We start from the raw sequence: 13870 nt of genomic DNA, 5'->3' as shown, positions 1-13870 counted from the left end.
TATATTGGGGGGCTTTGGTCAAGGGGCGGGCTGTGCTAGCATAGCCGCATGACACGAATGATTGCCTTGGGATTGCTGATTTTCGGCCTTCCGGCGGCGGCTGATGTCATTGGCCCCGGCGGCAAGGTGCGGGACTGTTATTGCACCGACAGCGCCGGTGCCCGGGTCGAACTGGGCGAAACCATCTGCCTGCAGGTCGACGGGCGCATGTTCATGGCGCAATGCCAGATGTCGCTGAACGTGCCGATGTGGCGCGAGGTGCAGAAAGGATGTCTGTCATCGCGCCTGCAAAGCGTCGATCCAGCCCTGGACCCGGTCCCGGTTCACGCCGAAATCTGACCGCCCGAACCGCGCGCGGCCATAGATCGTCAGAGTCGATCCGGCCTGGCGAACAGTGGTATAGTCGGGAAAACCGATCACCGCGCTGCGCGTGACATAGGTCACCATGCCGGCCTTGGGCGAACCGGCCAGTCGCCGCGTGCGCGGGGTCGCAAGGATGATCGCGTCCAGCCGATCCAGCCCGTCTGGCCTGGCATCGAGCACCCGGATAACGCCGTTGCCGAAATTCTTGTCAACAGCCGCGTCGGGCATCCGGTGCCAGATGTCCGGATCGCCGGGCGCAAGGCGGACATAGCCCAGCCCCACCACCACGGCGGTCAGCAGCGCGCAGATAACAAACATCGTCCGCCTTCCCATCTCGCTCCCTTGTTCACGCTCGTTCGGCTGACCCGGTGCCGAGGGCCTGCTCTAACGCTCGATGACGCCGGGCAGGATGCAGAGCAGTTCATACAGCAGGTTGGCCCCGGTCAGCGCCGTGTTTCCCGAAGGATCATAGGGCGGCGAGACCTCGACCAGATCGCAGCCCACGATATTCAGTCCCTTCAGGGCGCGGATCAATTCCAGCGCCTGCGGCGTCGTCAGCCCGCCGATCTCGGGCGTGCCGGTGCCGGGCGCATAGGCCGGGTCCAGACTGTCGATGTCATAGGTCACATAGGTCGGCCGGTCGCCGATGTCGCGGCGGATTTCGGCCCCCAGCTGCGACAGCGAGCGGTGCCAAAGATCATGCGCCGGAAACTGCTGAAAGCCCCATTCCTGCGCCTCGGTGAAATCGGTGGCGGCATAGCCGGTGCCGCGCAGCCCGATCTGATAGGTCTTGTCGGACTGGATCAGCCCCTCCTCATGGGCGCGGCGGAACACCGTGCCGTGGGTTTCGCGCTCGCCGAACATCTCGTCATTGACATCGGCATGGGCATCCACATGCACCAGCGCGACGGGTCCGTGTTTCTCGGCTATTGCCCGCAGGATCGGCAGAGTGATCGAATGATCCCCGCCCATCGCCATCGGGATAATGTCATGGGTCAGAATCGACTCGTAACTCTCTGCAATCACACGAATCGTGTCGGACAGAGAAAACGTGTTGATCGCCAGATCGCCGACATCCGCAACCTGCAGAGATTCAAACGGCGCAGCCCCCGTGGCCATGTTGTAGGGCCGGATCATCGCGCTTTCGGCACGGATCTGCTTGGGGCCGAACCGGGTGCCCGACCGCCACGAGGTGCCGATATCCACCGGCACGCCCAGAACCGCCACGTCCAGCCAGTCCAGCGTGCTGGTCGAGGGCAGCCGCATAAAGGTGTTGGGGCCGGAAAACCGGGCCAGTTCATTGCCGCTGATCGGCTGGTTCTTGTCACTCATTTCAGTTTGTTCCATCCCAACAGGCAGAGAATTTCGGTGGCCACATGCGCGCCCGCGATCGCGGTCGTGCCAGTGGTGTCAAAGGGCGGGCTGACTTCGACCACGTCACCGCCCTTGATGTTGATGCCGGCGATCTCGCGCAGGATGACCGCCACCTGGGCGCTGGTCAAGCCGCCCCAGACCGGGGTGCCGGTGCCCGGCGCATAGGCCGGATCCAGCGCGTCGATGTCAAAGGTCAGATAGGTCGGGTGGTCGCCCAGAATGTCGCGGATTTTCCGCGCCACCGCCTGCGGGCCGGTGGCATGCACTTCGCGCGCATCTATGATGTTGACCCCCAGCGGGTCGTCGTTGACCGTGCGGATGCCCACCTGCACCGAACGCGCCGGATCGACGATGCCGGATTTCACCGCCTTGTAGAACATCGTGCCGTGATCGATGCGGCTCATGTCGTCATCGACCCAGGTGTCGGTATGGGCGTCGAACTGTAACAGCGACAGCGGTCCGTATTTCTCGGCATAGGCCTTGAGGATGGGAAAGCTGACATAATGGTCGCCCCCCAGCGCCACGCTGGCGGCACCGGCCTGCAGGATGCCGCGGATATGCGCCGTCAGCCGGTCCGGAAAGGCCGGCACATCGGCATAGTCAAACGCCATGTCGCCATAGTCGACGATGGCCAGTTCGCTCAGCACGTCGATGGGCCAGCCATAGGGCGGATCAAAGGCCTGCAACGCGCTGGCCTCGCGCACCGCGCGCGGTCCCAGCCGGGTGCCGGGGCGGTTGGTCACCGCCTGATCGAACGGGATGCCGGTCACCGCCACATCGACTCCGTCAAGGTTCTTGCTATAGCGGCGTCGCAGGAACGAGGTGGCGCCGCCAAAGGCGTTCTCAAAGGACAAGCCCCTGAGATCGTCGCGTGTAAAAGCCTGATCAACCTGATTTTTCGCGTCTTCCAGTGCCATGGAAATCTCCCCTCAATTTGCCGCCAGCGGTTGCGCCCGTTCCACCAGGCGCGCAAAGAACGAGGCGCCCACCGGCGCCACCTCGTCGTTGAAATCATAGGCCGGATGATGCAGCCCCGCACCTTCGCCCTGTCCGAGAAACAGGTAGGCGCCGGGCCGGGCCTGCAGCATATAGGCGAAATCCTCGGCGCCCATCTCGCGCCCCGCTTCGGCGATCACCCGATGTTCGCCCGCAACCTCGCCCGCCACGCGCGTGGCAAAGGCGGTCCGGGCCGGGTCATTCACCGTGGGCGGATATCCGACCTCATAGTCCAGCCGGGCGGCGACGCCATAGCTGGCCGCCTGCCCGTCCACGATGGCCTGCAGCCGGGACATGACCATCTGCTGCACCTGCGGATCAAAGCTGCGCACCGTGCCGTTCAGATAGGCGTTGTCGGGAATCACGTTGTCGGTGGTGCCGGCATGGATCTGGGTCACCGAAATGACCAGGTCGTCCAGCGCGTAATGGTTGCGGCTGACGATGGTCTGGATCGCCTGGGCGATGCCACAGGCGGCAATCACCGGGTCGCAGGTCTCGTGCGGCATCGCACCGTGGCCGCCGACCCCGGTGACATGCACATGGAACGTGTCCACCGCCGCCATCAAAGGCCCCGGCGTGGTATAAAAGGCCCCGGCCTCAAAGCCCGGCGCATTGTGCAGCGCATAGACCTGATCGATGCTAAACCGCTCCATCAGCCCCTCTTGCACCATCACGTCCGCGCCGCCGCCGGTCTCTTCGGCGGGTTGAAAGATCAGCGCGACCCGCCCCGAGAAATTGCGGGTTTCGGCGAGATAGCGCGCCGCCCCCAACAGCATGGTCGTATGCCCGTCATGGCCGCAGGCATGCATCCGGCCCGGATGGGTGCTGGCATAGTCCAGCCCGGTCGCTTCGGCGATCGGCAAGGCATCGAAATCGGCGCGCAGACCGATCGTCGGCCCCTCGTCCCCGGTCGTTCCCCGCCCGTTGATGATCGCCACAATTCCGGTCTGCGCGATCCCCTCATGCACCGCATCGACGCCGAATTCGCGCAACCGGGCGGCGATGAACGCCGCCGTCTGCGGACAGTCAAACCCCAGTTCGGGGATGCTGTGCAGATGCCGCCGCCAGGCCGTCATGTCAGCGGCGAAATCAGCGATACGATTCACGACGGGCATGGGGTGGACTCCTGTCTCGCGCAGTGGATGATGCATCTGACACAGGAACAAAGGCCGCCGCAATGCCCGTTGACGCGCTGATTTTCGACCAGGATGCCGGAATTGAAAGGCTGCTGCAGATCATGCGCCGCCTGCGCGACCCCGAGACCGGCTGTCCCTGGGATATCGAACAGGATTTCGCCAGTATCGCCCCCTATACGATTGAAGAGGCCTATGAGGTCGCGGACGCCATCGACCGTTCCGCCTGGGACGAGATGGAGGGCGAGCTGGGCGATCTGCTGCTGCAGACGGTCTATCACACGCAGATGGGCGAAGAGGCCGGGCATTTCAGCTTTCAATCGGTGGTGCGCAGCATCTCGGACAAGATGGTGGCACGGCATCCGCATGTCTTTGGCGACGAAAGCCGGGACAAGACGGCTCAGCAGCAGACCGCCGACTGGGAGGCGATCAAGGCCGCCGAACGCAGCGGCAAATCCCAGACCGGTGCGCTGGACGGGGTTGCTGTGGGCCTGCCCGCCCTGCTGCGCGCCTACAAGCTGCAGAAACGCGCCGCCCGCGTCGGATTCGACTGGCCGGACGCCAGCCACGTGCTGGACAAGATCACCGAGGAATGCGCCGAACTGGTCGAGGCCCGCGACGAGATGCAACCGGACCGTATCGAAGAGGAATTCGGCGACCTGCTCTTTGTCATGGCCAATCTGGCCCGGCATCTGGACATTGAACCCGAGGCCGCCCTGCGCCGGGCCAACGCCAAGTTCATCCGCCGCTTTCAGGGCGTCGAAAACCGGCTGGCGGCTATGGGAAAACGTCCCGAGGACAGCGATCTGGCCGAGATGGACGCGCTGTGGGACGCGGTGAAACGCGGCGAAAAGTCTAGCCCAGGCTGATCCCCGGCATCGCCGCCAGCCGCGCCAGATCAGCGCGATAACGCGCCCGCAGCCGTTCCCGGTCGGCCGTCGAAAAGGTAGCGAACCCACGCGGCTGGGCTTGCGCCGCATGGTCCTGCACCACCTGACGCCATTGCCGCCGCGCCAGGGTCTGCCCAGCCCGGTATCTTGCCTGCAAGGCCTCCAATGCGGCATCGGTGGCACTGAGATTCATCGCGACCGCAGGTTCGGCCAAGGGTGTATCCCCCAGTTGCGGCAACAGACGCACCAGCAACTGCCGGCTCGGGCCGCGGCGTTCATAGGGCAACACCGTCAGCTGCTCGGGGCGTAGCAGGTCACGTATTTCGGCCAGCAACTCGGGCCAGCCACGATCCATCGCCAGGAATTGCGGCACGAGGTCGGAAAACCGGTCGACAGCATTGTCCTCGGCGCGTTTGCGATGGGCCGATACATAGAGGTCGTCGTAACTGCGCACGACGAACAGGACATGCCGCGGCGGGTTTGGCAGAGCCGCGGCCAGGGTCCGCAGCCGTTTGGCCGATGCCGGATAGAACCGCCCCTCGTAGAAATGCCGCATGGGGCCGGGAATGTTCTCTTCGGACAGGATCAGACCGCGATCCGCCCCGGGGCTGAGCCGGTCCAGCTTGCGGCGAATCCGGTCCGCGAACTGGGGAATGCGTTTCTCGCCATGACGCGGCCGCGGCAATGGCAGGCGCAGGGTTCCACCGGGCACATCGTCGCGCCCCGGATAGGCCAGATCAAACCCCGCGCAAGACAGGATGCTCCGGTTCTCGGCAAGGCACAGCTGCAGGGAACTGGTGCCGGTCCGGTGGGCGCCGGCATGGATGAAAACGGGTTTGGCCATCGGCTGCAGGATGGGCGAAGCGGTGCCGGCGCGCAATCGGCTTCTGGACAATCCGGACCTGGCTTGACACTGTTCGCACTCGCAGAAAAAACGGGGCGGCAGATGGGCGCACGCAAGATCATCATCGACACCGATCCGGGTCAGGACGACGCGGTCGCGATCCTGCTGGCGCTGGCCAGTCCGGACGAGATCGAGTTGCTGGGTATCACCGCGGTGGCCGGAAACGTGCCGCTGGCGCTGACGGCGAAGAATGCGCGTATCGTCTGCGAACTGGCCGGGCGGCCAGATGTCCCGGTCTTTGCCGGCTGCGACCGCCCGCTGGGGCGCAAGCTGGTGACGGCCGAGCATGTGCATGGCAAGACCGGGCTGAACGGCCCCGTCCTGCCCGACCCGAAAATGCCCCTGCAAGAGCAGCACGCCGTGGATTTCATCATCGACACGCTGCGCCAGCAACCGACGGGCGCAGTCACCCTGTGCCCTCTGGGGCCGCTGACCAATATCGCCGTCGCTTTTGAAAAAGCGCCCGACATCATGGAGCGGGTGGCCGGAATCGTGCTGATGGGCGGCGCCTATTTCGAGGTCGGCAACATCACGCCGGCCGCCGAGTTCAACATTTACGTCGATCCACAAGCCGCTGATATCGTATTCAAATCCGGGGTGGACATCACCGTGATGCCGCTGGACGTGACGCACAAGGCGCTGGTGACCAAGCCGCGCAACGACGCGTTTCGGGCGCTGAACACGCGGGTCGGCACCGCCGTGGCCGAGATGACCGATTTCTTCGAGCGGTTCGACCGCGAGAAATACGGCAGCGACGGGGCGCCGTTGCACGACCCCTGCGTCATCGCCTGGCTGATCCGCCCCGACCTGTTCAGCGGCCGGCATGTCAATGTCGCGATCGAAACCGCCTCGGAACTGACCATGGGCATGACCGTGGCCGACTGGTGGCGAGTCACCGACCGCGCGCCCAACGCGATGTTCATGGGCGATGTCGACGCGGACGCCCTGTTTGACCTACTGACGGAAAGGCTGGCCCGGTTATGAGCGCATCCCTGCATCTGGCGAAACCCGACGATCTGGACCGGCTCTGCGCTCTGGTCGCGGCCTTTCACGCCGAAACCGGAATTGCGCAGACCGACGAGGGCCGCCGCGCCGGGCTGGCGCCGCTGCTCGATGGCATTCCCCACGGGGCGGCCTATCTGATCGGCCCGGCCCGCGCGCCCATCGGCTATGTCATCGTTACCTTCGGCTGGTCGGTCGAGTTCGGCGGCATGGACGCGTTCATCGACGAATTGTACCTGCGCCGCGCGGTGCGCCGCCGCGGTATCGCGTCCGAAGTGTTGGGCAGCCTGCCCAAGGCGCTGGCCGGCGCCGGCATCAAGGGGCTGCATCTCGAAGTGGACCGTACGGACGAGGCGACCCAGCGGCTCTATGCCCGCGCCGGTTTCGCGGGCCGCGAACGGTTCATGCTGATGAGCCGGCAGCTTTGAGCATCACCGCCATCTAAAGGGCCATCTCGAAGAACAGCAGCCGGTCGCGGGCCGGCTCGGGCACCGGCTGGTAGGGGCCGCGCGGCCGAAACCCCAGATCCACATACAGCGCCTGCGCCGCGGTCAGGGGTTTTGACGTGTCCATCAGGATGCGGGCGAACCCGACCCGCCGGCATTGCGCGATCAGCGCCTGCATCAGCGCCCGCCCGGCACCGGTGCCCCGGGCGGCCTGGGTGACATAGACCCGCTTGATCTCGGCCGTGCCGGGGGCCAGCGTGTGGAACATGCCGCAACCGACCGGCACACCCTCTTGCATCGCCAGCCGGATCGCGCCGCCGGGTGGCGCGTGTTCGGCGGCCAATCGGTCCATCAGCCGGGCATACTTGTCTTTGGGATAGAACAGATCGACGATCTGTGCGTCCAGCGGCCCCAGTCCGCGCAGAAAGTCGCGGTATTCCCAGCACAGGTGACGCACAGCCGCCAGGTGCTCCGGCGTCTGCGCGTCCACGATCTCGGTCATGCCTTGTCTCCCCGCAGGCGGAGTCCCGCCCCGCTGTGATCAGCCGCGCAGGATCGAACGCCCGGCATATTCGGCGGTTTCGCCCAGCGCCTCCTCGATGCGGATCAGCTGGTTGTATTTCGCCAACCGGTCCGAGCGGGCCAGCGAACCGGTCTTGATCTGACCGCAATTCGTGGCGACCGCCAGATCGGCGATGGTGGCATCCTCGGTCTCGCCCGAACGGTGGCTCATCACGTTGGTATAGCCCGCGCGATGCGCCATATCGACGGCTTTCAGGGTTTCGCTGAGACTGCCGATCTGGTTGACTTTGACCAGCATCGAATTGGCGCAGCCGCGCCGGATGCCGTCAGCCAGGCGCGCCGGGTTGGTCACGAACAGATCGTCGCCCACCAGTTGCACCTTGTCGCCCAGAACCTCGGTCAGCATTTTCCAGCCGTCCCAATCGTCCTCGGACATGCCATCCTCGATCGACAGGATCGGATAGTCCGAGACCAGCGCCTTGAGATAGCCGACATTCTCTTCAGAGGTCAGGCTGACGCCCTCGCCTTTCAGCTGGTACCGGCCCTCGCGGTAGTATTCGGTGGCGGCGCAATCCAGCGCCAGCCAGATATCCTCGCCCGGCCGATAGCCGGCCTTTTCCACCGATTTCAGCACGAAATCCAGCGCCTCGCGGGTCGAGGCGATATTGGGGGCAAAGCCGCCCTCGTCACCGATACCGGTGGACAGGCCCGCCGCCGACAACTCTTTTTTGAGCGTGTGGAACACCTCGGCGCCCATGCGCACGGCGTCGCGGATATTGTCCGCGCTGACCGGCATGATCATGAATTCCTGGATGTCGATCGGGTTGTCGGCATGTTCGCCGCCGTTGATGATGTTCATCATCGGCACCGGCAACACCCGCGCCGGCGTGCCGCCGACATAGCGAAACAGCGGCTGGGTGGTGAAATCCGCCGCCGCCTTGGCGACCGCCAGAGACACGCCCAGAATGGCGTTGGCGCCCAGCCGGCCCTTGTTGTCGGTGCCGTCCAGCTCGATCATCGCGCCATCGATGGCCACCTGTTCGGTGGCGTCATATCCGACCAGTTCGTCGGCAATCTCGCCGTTGACGGCGGCGACCGCCTCCAGCACGCCCTTGCCCAGATAACGCGCCTTGTCGCCATCGCGCCGCTCGACCGCCTCGTAGGCGCCGGTCGACGCGCCCGAGGGCACGGCGGCGCGCCCCATGGTGCCGTCTTCCAGGATCACGTCCACCTCGACCGTCGGGTTGCCCCGGCTGTCCAGAATTTCGCGGGCGTGGATGTCGATAATGGTACTCATGGCGTCTGTCCCTCAAACTGTTTGCACGCCTCATACCGGGGCCGCCGCGCGAGGGAAAGACCCTTAGGCCGACGGGCGGCGCAGGCGGCGTTCGCGCCAGACCGTGTAGATGCCCGAAGCGATGATGATCGCCGAACCGATCAGCATCGGCAGATCCGGGCGCTCGTCAAAGACGGTCATGCCGACGACCAGCGCGAACAGCAGGCGGCTGTAGCGGAACGGCGTGACAAACGAGACATCGCCGATGCGCATCGCCGCGACCAGCGCGTAATAGCCCGCCGCCGCCATCGCGATGGCACCACAGATCAGCCCCCACAGCGGCGCGGTGGGCGTTACCAGGCCCTGCGGACTGAATTGGGCCAACAGCGCCGCCGTCGGCACCAGGGTGAGGAACCCGAGAAAGCTGAGCTGTACCGACGAGGTGGCACGCGGCACCCGACGCGTCGCCAGATCGCGAATCGCCAGCCCGACCACGCCCAGAACGGCAAACAGCGACAAGGGGTCAAAAGCGTCCATTCCGGGGCGGATGACCAGCAGGACGCCGGCAAAGCCCACCAGAATGGCGCTCCAGCGCCGCCAGCCGACCGGCTCGCGCAGGAACACGGCCGCGCCCAGCGTCACCATCAGTGGCGTGGCCTGCAGGATCGCAGAGGCCGACGACAGCGGCGTCAGGGTGATCGCGGTGACAAAGCCCACGGTGCCGACCAGTTCGCCAAGATTGCGCACCAGCACCGTCAGGCTGAGGCAGGCGCGCGGAAAAAGCCGCTGGCGCTGCCACAATGTCAGCGCCGCAAAGACGCCTGCCCCGCCCAGGCCCAGCACGCCGATGATCTGCCAGGTCGGCAGCGCATCGGACATCAGCTTGATCATCAGGTCCTCGGCGGCAAAACCGAGCATCGCCAGCGTCATCAGCGCCGCACCGCGCAGATTGTCCATGTCGGTCCCTTTCCGGGTCGAAACAGAATTGGCGGCAACCGCCAAATTCGCCTTGCCCCAGATTTGCCACCGCCGCAAGGCATCCCGCTGCGTCCACTTCGGCACCACCGCCGGTCGGGCGCGGTTTCACGCTGATTGCGGCACCGGTCACGCGGTGCTAGGCAACGGACATGCCCCTCGCCCGCATTCCGGACATGGCGGTGGTCACCGCCTATACTGTTGCATTGGGTGCCGTCGGCGCCGCGCTGGCCCATGCGCTGGCCTTTCCGGCCTGGGTGCTGATGGGGCCGGCGCTGCTGGTCAGCCTGGCCGGGCTGGGCGGGCTGCGTCTGGGCGTCGCCGATGCGCTGCGCGATGTCTGCCTAGTGGTTCTGGGGCTGGCGGTCGGCGCCGGGTTCGATCTGCAAACCGGCACCGCGATCCTGCGCTGGCCGCTGGCCTTCGTGGTTCTGGCCTGCATGCTGGTCGTGGTGATGGGCCTGGGCCGGCTGGTACTGATGCGGGTGTTCGGCTTTGACCGGCGCAGCGCCGGGCTGGCCGCCGCGCCGGGCCATCTGAGCTTTGTCATGGGGCTGGCCAGCGACATCGACGCCGATATCGGCCGCATCGCCGTGGTCCAGTCGATCCGCCTGCTGTTCCTGACCGTGTCGGTGCCCTTTGCCGCGCAGGCGCTGGGCTATCGGTTCGGCGACATGGGGGCGGCGGCCGGACCGGCGATGGCCCTGCCCGCCCTGGCCGGGCTGGCGCTGGCGGCGGTCGGTGCGGGCCTGGTGCTGCGGCGGCTGCGCTGTCCCGCGCCGCTGCTGCTGGGGGCCATGGCGGTCTCGGGGCTGGGCCATGTCACGGAACTGACACCGGGGGCGGTTCCGGCAATGCTGCTGGTGCCGGCCTTTCTGGTGCTTGGCACGCTGATCGGTACCCGCTTTGCCGGGATGAGCCGGGCGCAATTCGCCGGTTCGCTACTGGCCGGGCTGTCGATCACCGCGATCTCGATCACCTGCGCCTGTCTCGCAGCGTTGCCGGTTGCAATGGCGCTGAGCATGCCGGCCGCGCATGTGCTGGCGGCTTTTGCGCCGGGCGGGCTTGAAACGATGATCGCGCTGGGCGCGGCGATGGGGGCCAGCCCCGGCTTTGTCGCCGCCTGCCATGTCGCCCGGCTGCTGATCCTGGTAATGCTGATCCCGCTGTTCGTCGGACGCCGCGGCGCGACGGCCCCAACGGACGCCTAGCGCTTGCGCACCGGTACGCCGTACAGTTCCAGCTTGTGGCCGCGCAGCTCATAGCCCAGCTTGGCGGCGATGCGCTCTTGCAGCGCCTCGATCTCGGGATCGACGAATTCGATCACCTCGCCCGAATTCATGTCGATCAGGTGGTCGTGGTGATCGCGCTCGGCGTCCTCATAGCGCGCCCGCCCGTCGCCGAATTCCAGCCGGTCCAGAATGCCCGCCTCTTCGAACAGCTTGACCGTGCGATAGACCGTGGCAATCGAGATCCCGGCATCCAGCGCGCTGGCCCGGGCATAGAGCTGTTCCACGTCCGGATGATCCTGGCTGTCTTCGAGAACCTGCGCGATGATTCGTCTCTGACCGGTCATGCGCAGGCCCTTGGCCTCGCAGCGGGCGGCAATGGTTTCTGTCATGGCAGACCTTTTCAGCGCGGCGGTGGCGGACGGTCTATCGCAATTGAAGGCGCAGGAAAAGGCTAACCCACGCCATAATCACGCCCAAAAACCGCGCTAAGCCCAGAGAAAAGCAAAACGGAAATCGGGCAATGAACATGATCGAGACGGTACAGACTGCAGCGGCGGCATTCTGGCATGAAGGTTTTGGCGTCAGCAGCCGCCTGTGGCCGCTCTATCTGATCGCGACGCTGCTGATGGGCTATGCGCTGTTCCGGCGGCGCCGGTTGCAGGGATCCTTTTTGCATTGGCTGATGCCCCGGGCGGTGTGGACCCATGCTTCGCATATCGTCGATATCAAGCTGTTCGCGGTGTCCAAGATCCTGTCCGTGACCGGCGCCTTTCAGACCGTCGCTGTGGCGGCGCTGGTGGCCGGCGGTGTGGCCGGCTTGATGCCGGATGGCGGACTGACAGGTCAGCCCCACCCGATCCTGGTGGCCGCGCTGTTGCTGATCACCGGCGATCTCGCCACCTACTGGGTGCATCGCATCCACCATGAAACCCGCATTCTGTGGCCGTTCCATTCGGTGCATCACTCGGCCGAGGTGATGACTCCGATCACGGTCTATCGCAAACATCCGCTCTATGACGTGACCAAGACGGTCGTGCACGGGGCGCTGCTGGGCCTGCTGCAGGGCGTTCTGATCGGGCTGTTTCCCGGCGGCGTCAGCATGGCGGCCCTGATGGGCATCAATGCCGGCTATTTCCTGTTCAACATGCTGGGCGCCAATTTCCGCCACAGCCATATCTGGCTGAGCTATGGCCGGGTGCTGGAACATCTGCTGATCTCGCCCGCGCAGCATCAGATCCACCATTCCATCGAACCCCGGCATCACAACACCAATTACGGCGAGGTCCTGGCGGTCTGGGACTGGATGTTCGGCACGCTCTATGTCACCGACGCCCCCGAAGAGATCGCCTTTGGACTGGGTGACGCCATGGGGCAGCGCCTGCCCCAGCGCCATGACAGCCTGACCGCCGCCCTGCTGGTGCCGCTGCGCGACAGCTGGGGGCAGATCCGCAAACGGCTGGGCCGCCGCCGCGATGCACCCGCCCCGCCCGCGACCCCGGCCCGGTGACGCGGCCATGTCCGCCGGGTTTTCCACCTATCTGAACCTGTTGCGCTTTCTTGCGGCCCTGGTCGTGCTGCTGTCGCATTTCGCCTATCCGCGTTTTACCGGCGGCGACTGGCTGTGGGTGCGGCAGTTGAACCTGGGCTCGGATGCGGTGGTGCTGTTCTTTGTGTTGTCGGGTTTCGTCATCGCGCTGACCGCCGAGCGCAAGGATATCGACCTGTCCGATTTTGCCTTTGCCCGCGCCACCCGGCTGGTCTCGGTCGCCCTGCCCGCACTGGTGCTGGGCTGGGTGCTGGACCGCTGGGGCGCAGCGACCGCGCCCGACCAGTATTACGCCCCGTTCTATGCCCCCCTGCCCCTGTGGGAAACGCTGCTGCGCGGGCTCAGCTTTTCCAACGAATGGGGCGGCAGTCTTACCGCCCGGCTGGGCAGCAACGGCCCCTACTGGTCGCTCAGCTACGAAGTGGCCTATTACGCGCTGTTCGCCATTGCCTATTATCTGGAGGGGCCGCGCCGTACCGCGCTGCTGATCACAGGCGTCATGCTGGTGGGGCTCAATGTGCTGTTGCTGATGCCGGCCTGGCTGATGGGGGTCTGGCTCTATCGTCGGCTGCGGACCGCCGCGCCGCTGCGCATCGCCTCGGCCGTGGTGTTCGCCGGGCTGCCGGTCGCGGCCTATGCGCTGGCGCTGCGTTTTGACGTACCGCATCTGTTGCAGAGCACGCTGCAGCCGGCCCTGCCCGGCCATGCGCTGCGCTATTCCGACGAATACCTCTGGAACGCGCTGCTCAGCCTGCTGGTCAGCACCCATCTGCTGGGCGTGGCCGCGCTGACCCGCGCCGGGCTGTCGGTTTTCGGAACGCTGTCGGGGCGCCTGTCGATTCCGGTCGGCTGGCTGGCCGGGGCCAGCTTTTCGATCTATCTGGTGCATTACCCGCTGCTGCAGGCGCTGCATGCGCTCTGGCCGGGGGCCGGTCAGGCCGGTCTGTTTCTGGCGACGCTGGCGCTGTGTTTCGTCTTTGCCGCCTGTTTCGAACGCCCGCTGCATCTGTGGCGAGACCTGCTGCGCGCACCGTGGCGACAGGACCGGCCGCATGTTACGGGTTGACTTGTGTGCTGCAATGCCGCATGAGCCGTCGCAAGCGTTGTCTTCTGCCGCGTGAGCAGGGCAGACCAAAAGCGGGGCAACCCGCCCGGCCAACCGGTGGTCCGACAGCAAGACAACGATACCGTGTTCCCAAAATCACGCGTGG

General features: G+C 65.6%; 16 protein-coding genes. 7 read left to right on the top strand and 9 right to left on the bottom strand.

The genetic code is table 11. The features are described from left to right. The first annotated feature begins 48 nt into the window (after positions 1 to 48). Positions 49 to 339 carry a hypothetical protein gene (locus tag ACFMPD_RS05470; protein ID WP_380992616.1) on the top strand — a complete coding sequence of 97 codons (291 nt, stop codon included), beginning with the start codon at positions 49 to 51 and terminating at the stop codon, positions 337 to 339. On the opposite strand, the gene ACFMPD_RS05465 is transcribed toward ACFMPD_RS05470, so the two are convergent. The 4 genes from ACFMPD_RS05465 to ACFMPD_RS05450 all read right to left on the bottom strand — a co-directional run bounded on the left by ACFMPD_RS05465 (position 277) and on the right by ACFMPD_RS05450 (position 3848). Beyond that, positions 277 to 681 (bottom strand): DUF1499 domain-containing protein, encoded by a 405-nt coding sequence (locus ACFMPD_RS05465; protein ID WP_380992614.1) that lies wholly within the window; start codon positions 679 to 681, stop codon positions 277 to 279. The genes ACFMPD_RS05470 and ACFMPD_RS05465 overlap by 63 nt on opposite strands. Before the next feature lie 66 nt (positions 682 to 747). Then, positions 748 to 1695 carry an agmatinase gene (gene speB, locus ACFMPD_RS05460; protein WP_380992612.1) on the bottom strand — a complete coding sequence of 316 codons (948 nt, stop codon included), beginning with the start codon at positions 1693 to 1695 and terminating at the stop codon, positions 748 to 750. Continuing rightward, complete coding sequence (speB, locus tag ACFMPD_RS05455) at positions 1692 to 2654, bottom strand: agmatinase (RefSeq protein WP_380992610.1); 963 nt, start codon at positions 2652 to 2654, stop codon at positions 1692 to 1694. The genes speB (ACFMPD_RS05460) and speB (ACFMPD_RS05455) overlap by 4 nt, the downstream gene beginning before the upstream one ends. Before the next feature lie 12 nt (positions 2655 to 2666). After that, entirely contained in the window at positions 2667 to 3848 is a 1182-nt protein-coding gene (locus tag ACFMPD_RS05450) for a M20 aminoacylase family protein (protein ID WP_380992608.1), read from the bottom strand. Between the two features lie 62 nt (positions 3849 to 3910). Here ACFMPD_RS05450 and mazG point away from each other — a divergent pair, with 62 nt between their 5' ends. Then, positions 3911 to 4735, top strand: coding sequence for a nucleoside triphosphate pyrophosphohydrolase (gene mazG, locus ACFMPD_RS05445; RefSeq protein WP_380992606.1), 825 nt, complete (start codon positions 3911 to 3913; stop codon positions 4733 to 4735). Here the strand turns inward: mazG and ACFMPD_RS05440 are convergent. Continuing rightward, complete coding sequence (locus tag ACFMPD_RS05440; RefSeq protein ID WP_380992604.1) at positions 4722 to 5600, bottom strand: hypothetical protein; 879 nt, start codon at positions 5598 to 5600, stop codon at positions 4722 to 4724. The genes mazG and ACFMPD_RS05440 overlap by 14 nt on opposite strands. Before the next feature lie 102 nt (positions 5601 to 5702). Between ACFMPD_RS05440 and ACFMPD_RS05435 the strand changes: the two genes are divergently transcribed. Together ACFMPD_RS05435 and ACFMPD_RS05430 are read left to right on the top strand one after the other, a co-directional pair. Next, on the top strand, positions 5703 to 6644 hold the full coding sequence (locus tag ACFMPD_RS05435; RefSeq protein WP_380992602.1) for a nucleoside hydrolase: 942 nt from the start codon (positions 5703 to 5705) through the stop codon (positions 6642 to 6644). Then, positions 6641 to 7090, top strand: a complete 450-nt coding sequence (locus ACFMPD_RS05430; RefSeq protein WP_380992600.1) for a GNAT family N-acetyltransferase — start codon at positions 6641 to 6643, stop codon at positions 7088 to 7090. Before ACFMPD_RS05435 ends, ACFMPD_RS05430 begins: the two co-directional genes overlap by 4 nt. Before the next feature lie 13 nt (positions 7091 to 7103). On the opposite strand, the gene ACFMPD_RS05425 is transcribed toward ACFMPD_RS05430, so the two are convergent. The 3 genes from ACFMPD_RS05425 to ACFMPD_RS05415 all read right to left on the bottom strand — a co-directional run bounded on the left by ACFMPD_RS05425 (position 7104) and on the right by ACFMPD_RS05415 (position 9863). Beyond that, positions 7104 to 7610, bottom strand: coding sequence for a GNAT family N-acetyltransferase (locus tag ACFMPD_RS05425; protein ID WP_380992598.1), 507 nt, complete (start codon positions 7608 to 7610; stop codon positions 7104 to 7106). 39 nt (positions 7611 to 7649) lie between these two features. Further along, entirely contained in the window at positions 7650 to 8927 is a 1278-nt protein-coding gene (gene eno, locus ACFMPD_RS05420; RefSeq protein WP_380992596.1) for a phosphopyruvate hydratase, read from the bottom strand. A gap of 63 nt (positions 8928 to 8990) precedes the next feature. Next, positions 8991 to 9863 (bottom strand): DMT family transporter, encoded by an 873-nt coding sequence (locus ACFMPD_RS05415; RefSeq protein WP_380992594.1) that lies wholly within the window; start codon positions 9861 to 9863, stop codon positions 8991 to 8993. Between the two features lie 170 nt (positions 9864 to 10033). Here ACFMPD_RS05415 and ACFMPD_RS05410 point away from each other — a divergent pair, with 170 nt between their 5' ends. Beyond that, positions 10034 to 11092: an AbrB family transcriptional regulator gene (locus ACFMPD_RS05410; protein WP_380992592.1), complete on the top strand. Its 1059-nt coding sequence runs from the start codon at positions 10034 to 10036 to the stop codon at positions 11090 to 11092. Here ACFMPD_RS05410 and ACFMPD_RS05405 read toward each other — a convergent pair. Then, positions 11089 to 11502, bottom strand: a complete 414-nt coding sequence (locus ACFMPD_RS05405; protein WP_380992590.1) for a Fur family transcriptional regulator — start codon at positions 11500 to 11502, stop codon at positions 11089 to 11091. The two genes, ACFMPD_RS05410 and ACFMPD_RS05405, sit on opposite strands and share 4 nt — an antisense overlap. 131 nt (positions 11503 to 11633) lie before the next feature. Between ACFMPD_RS05405 and ACFMPD_RS05400 the strand changes: the two genes are divergently transcribed. Beyond that, the gene (locus ACFMPD_RS05400) at positions 11634 to 12620 is read left to right on the top strand and encodes a sterol desaturase family protein (RefSeq protein WP_380992588.1); all 987 of its coding nucleotides are present in this window, start codon (positions 11634 to 11636) and stop codon (positions 12618 to 12620) included. Positions 12621 to 12627: 7 nt separating this feature from the next. Beyond that, on the top strand, positions 12628 to 13725 hold the full coding sequence (locus tag ACFMPD_RS05395; protein WP_380992586.1) for an acyltransferase family protein: 1098 nt from the start codon (positions 12628 to 12630) through the stop codon (positions 13723 to 13725). Positions 13726 to 13870 lie beyond the last annotated feature (145 nt).

The organism is Sedimentitalea sediminis (assembly GCF_042687825.1).
GTDB lineage: Bacteria > Pseudomonadota > Alphaproteobacteria > Rhodobacterales > Rhodobacteraceae > Sedimentitalea.
Note: the sequence above shows the minus strand (reverse complement) of the source record. Positions and strands in the feature narration are given on the sequence as shown.

What these genes read in the sequence shown, in the direction of transcription:
- ACFMPD_RS05430 (WP_380992600.1), top strand. Translation starts at nt 6,641, where the DNA reads ATGAGCGCATCCCTGCATCTGGCGAAACCCGACGATCTGGACCGGCTC.
- ACFMPD_RS05440 (WP_380992604.1), bottom strand. Translation starts at nt 5,600, where the DNA reads ATGGCCAAACCCGTTTTCATCCATGCCGGCGCCCACCGGACCGGCACC.
- ACFMPD_RS05465 (WP_380992614.1), bottom strand. Translation starts at nt 681, where the DNA reads ATGTTTGTTATCTGCGCGCTGCTGACCGCCGTGGTGGTGGGGCTGGGC.
- speB (WP_380992612.1), bottom strand. Translation starts at nt 1,695, where the DNA reads ATGAGTGACAAGAACCAGCCGATCAGCGGCAATGAACTGGCCCGGTTT.
- ACFMPD_RS05410 (WP_380992592.1), top strand. Translation starts at nt 10,034, where the DNA reads ATGCCCCTCGCCCGCATTCCGGACATGGCGGTGGTCACCGCCTATACT.
- ACFMPD_RS05395 (WP_380992586.1), top strand. Translation starts at nt 12,628, where the DNA reads ATGTCCGCCGGGTTTTCCACCTATCTGAACCTGTTGCGCTTTCTTGCG.
- ACFMPD_RS05470 (WP_380992616.1), top strand. Translation starts at nt 49, where the DNA reads ATGACACGAATGATTGCCTTGGGATTGCTGATTTTCGGCCTTCCGGCG.
- ACFMPD_RS05400 (WP_380992588.1), top strand. Translation starts at nt 11,634, where the DNA reads ATGAACATGATCGAGACGGTACAGACTGCAGCGGCGGCATTCTGGCAT.
- ACFMPD_RS05405 (WP_380992590.1), bottom strand. Translation starts at nt 11,502, where the DNA reads ATGACAGAAACCATTGCCGCCCGCTGCGAGGCCAAGGGCCTGCGCATG.
- mazG (WP_380992606.1), top strand. Translation starts at nt 3,911, where the DNA reads ATGCCCGTTGACGCGCTGATTTTCGACCAGGATGCCGGAATTGAAAGG.
- ACFMPD_RS05450 (WP_380992608.1), bottom strand. Translation starts at nt 3,848, where the DNA reads ATGCCCGTCGTGAATCGTATCGCTGATTTCGCCGCTGACATGACGGCC.
- speB (WP_380992610.1), bottom strand. Translation starts at nt 2,654, where the DNA reads ATGGCACTGGAAGACGCGAAAAATCAGGTTGATCAGGCTTTTACACGC.
- ACFMPD_RS05435 (WP_380992602.1), top strand. Translation starts at nt 5,703, where the DNA reads ATGGGCGCACGCAAGATCATCATCGACACCGATCCGGGTCAGGACGAC.
- ACFMPD_RS05425 (WP_380992598.1), bottom strand. Translation starts at nt 7,610, where the DNA reads ATGACCGAGATCGTGGACGCGCAGACGCCGGAGCACCTGGCGGCTGTG.
- eno (WP_380992596.1), bottom strand. Translation starts at nt 8,927, where the DNA reads ATGAGTACCATTATCGACATCCACGCCCGCGAAATTCTGGACAGCCGG.
- ACFMPD_RS05415 (WP_380992594.1), bottom strand. Translation starts at nt 9,863, where the DNA reads ATGGACAATCTGCGCGGTGCGGCGCTGATGACGCTGGCGATGCTCGGT.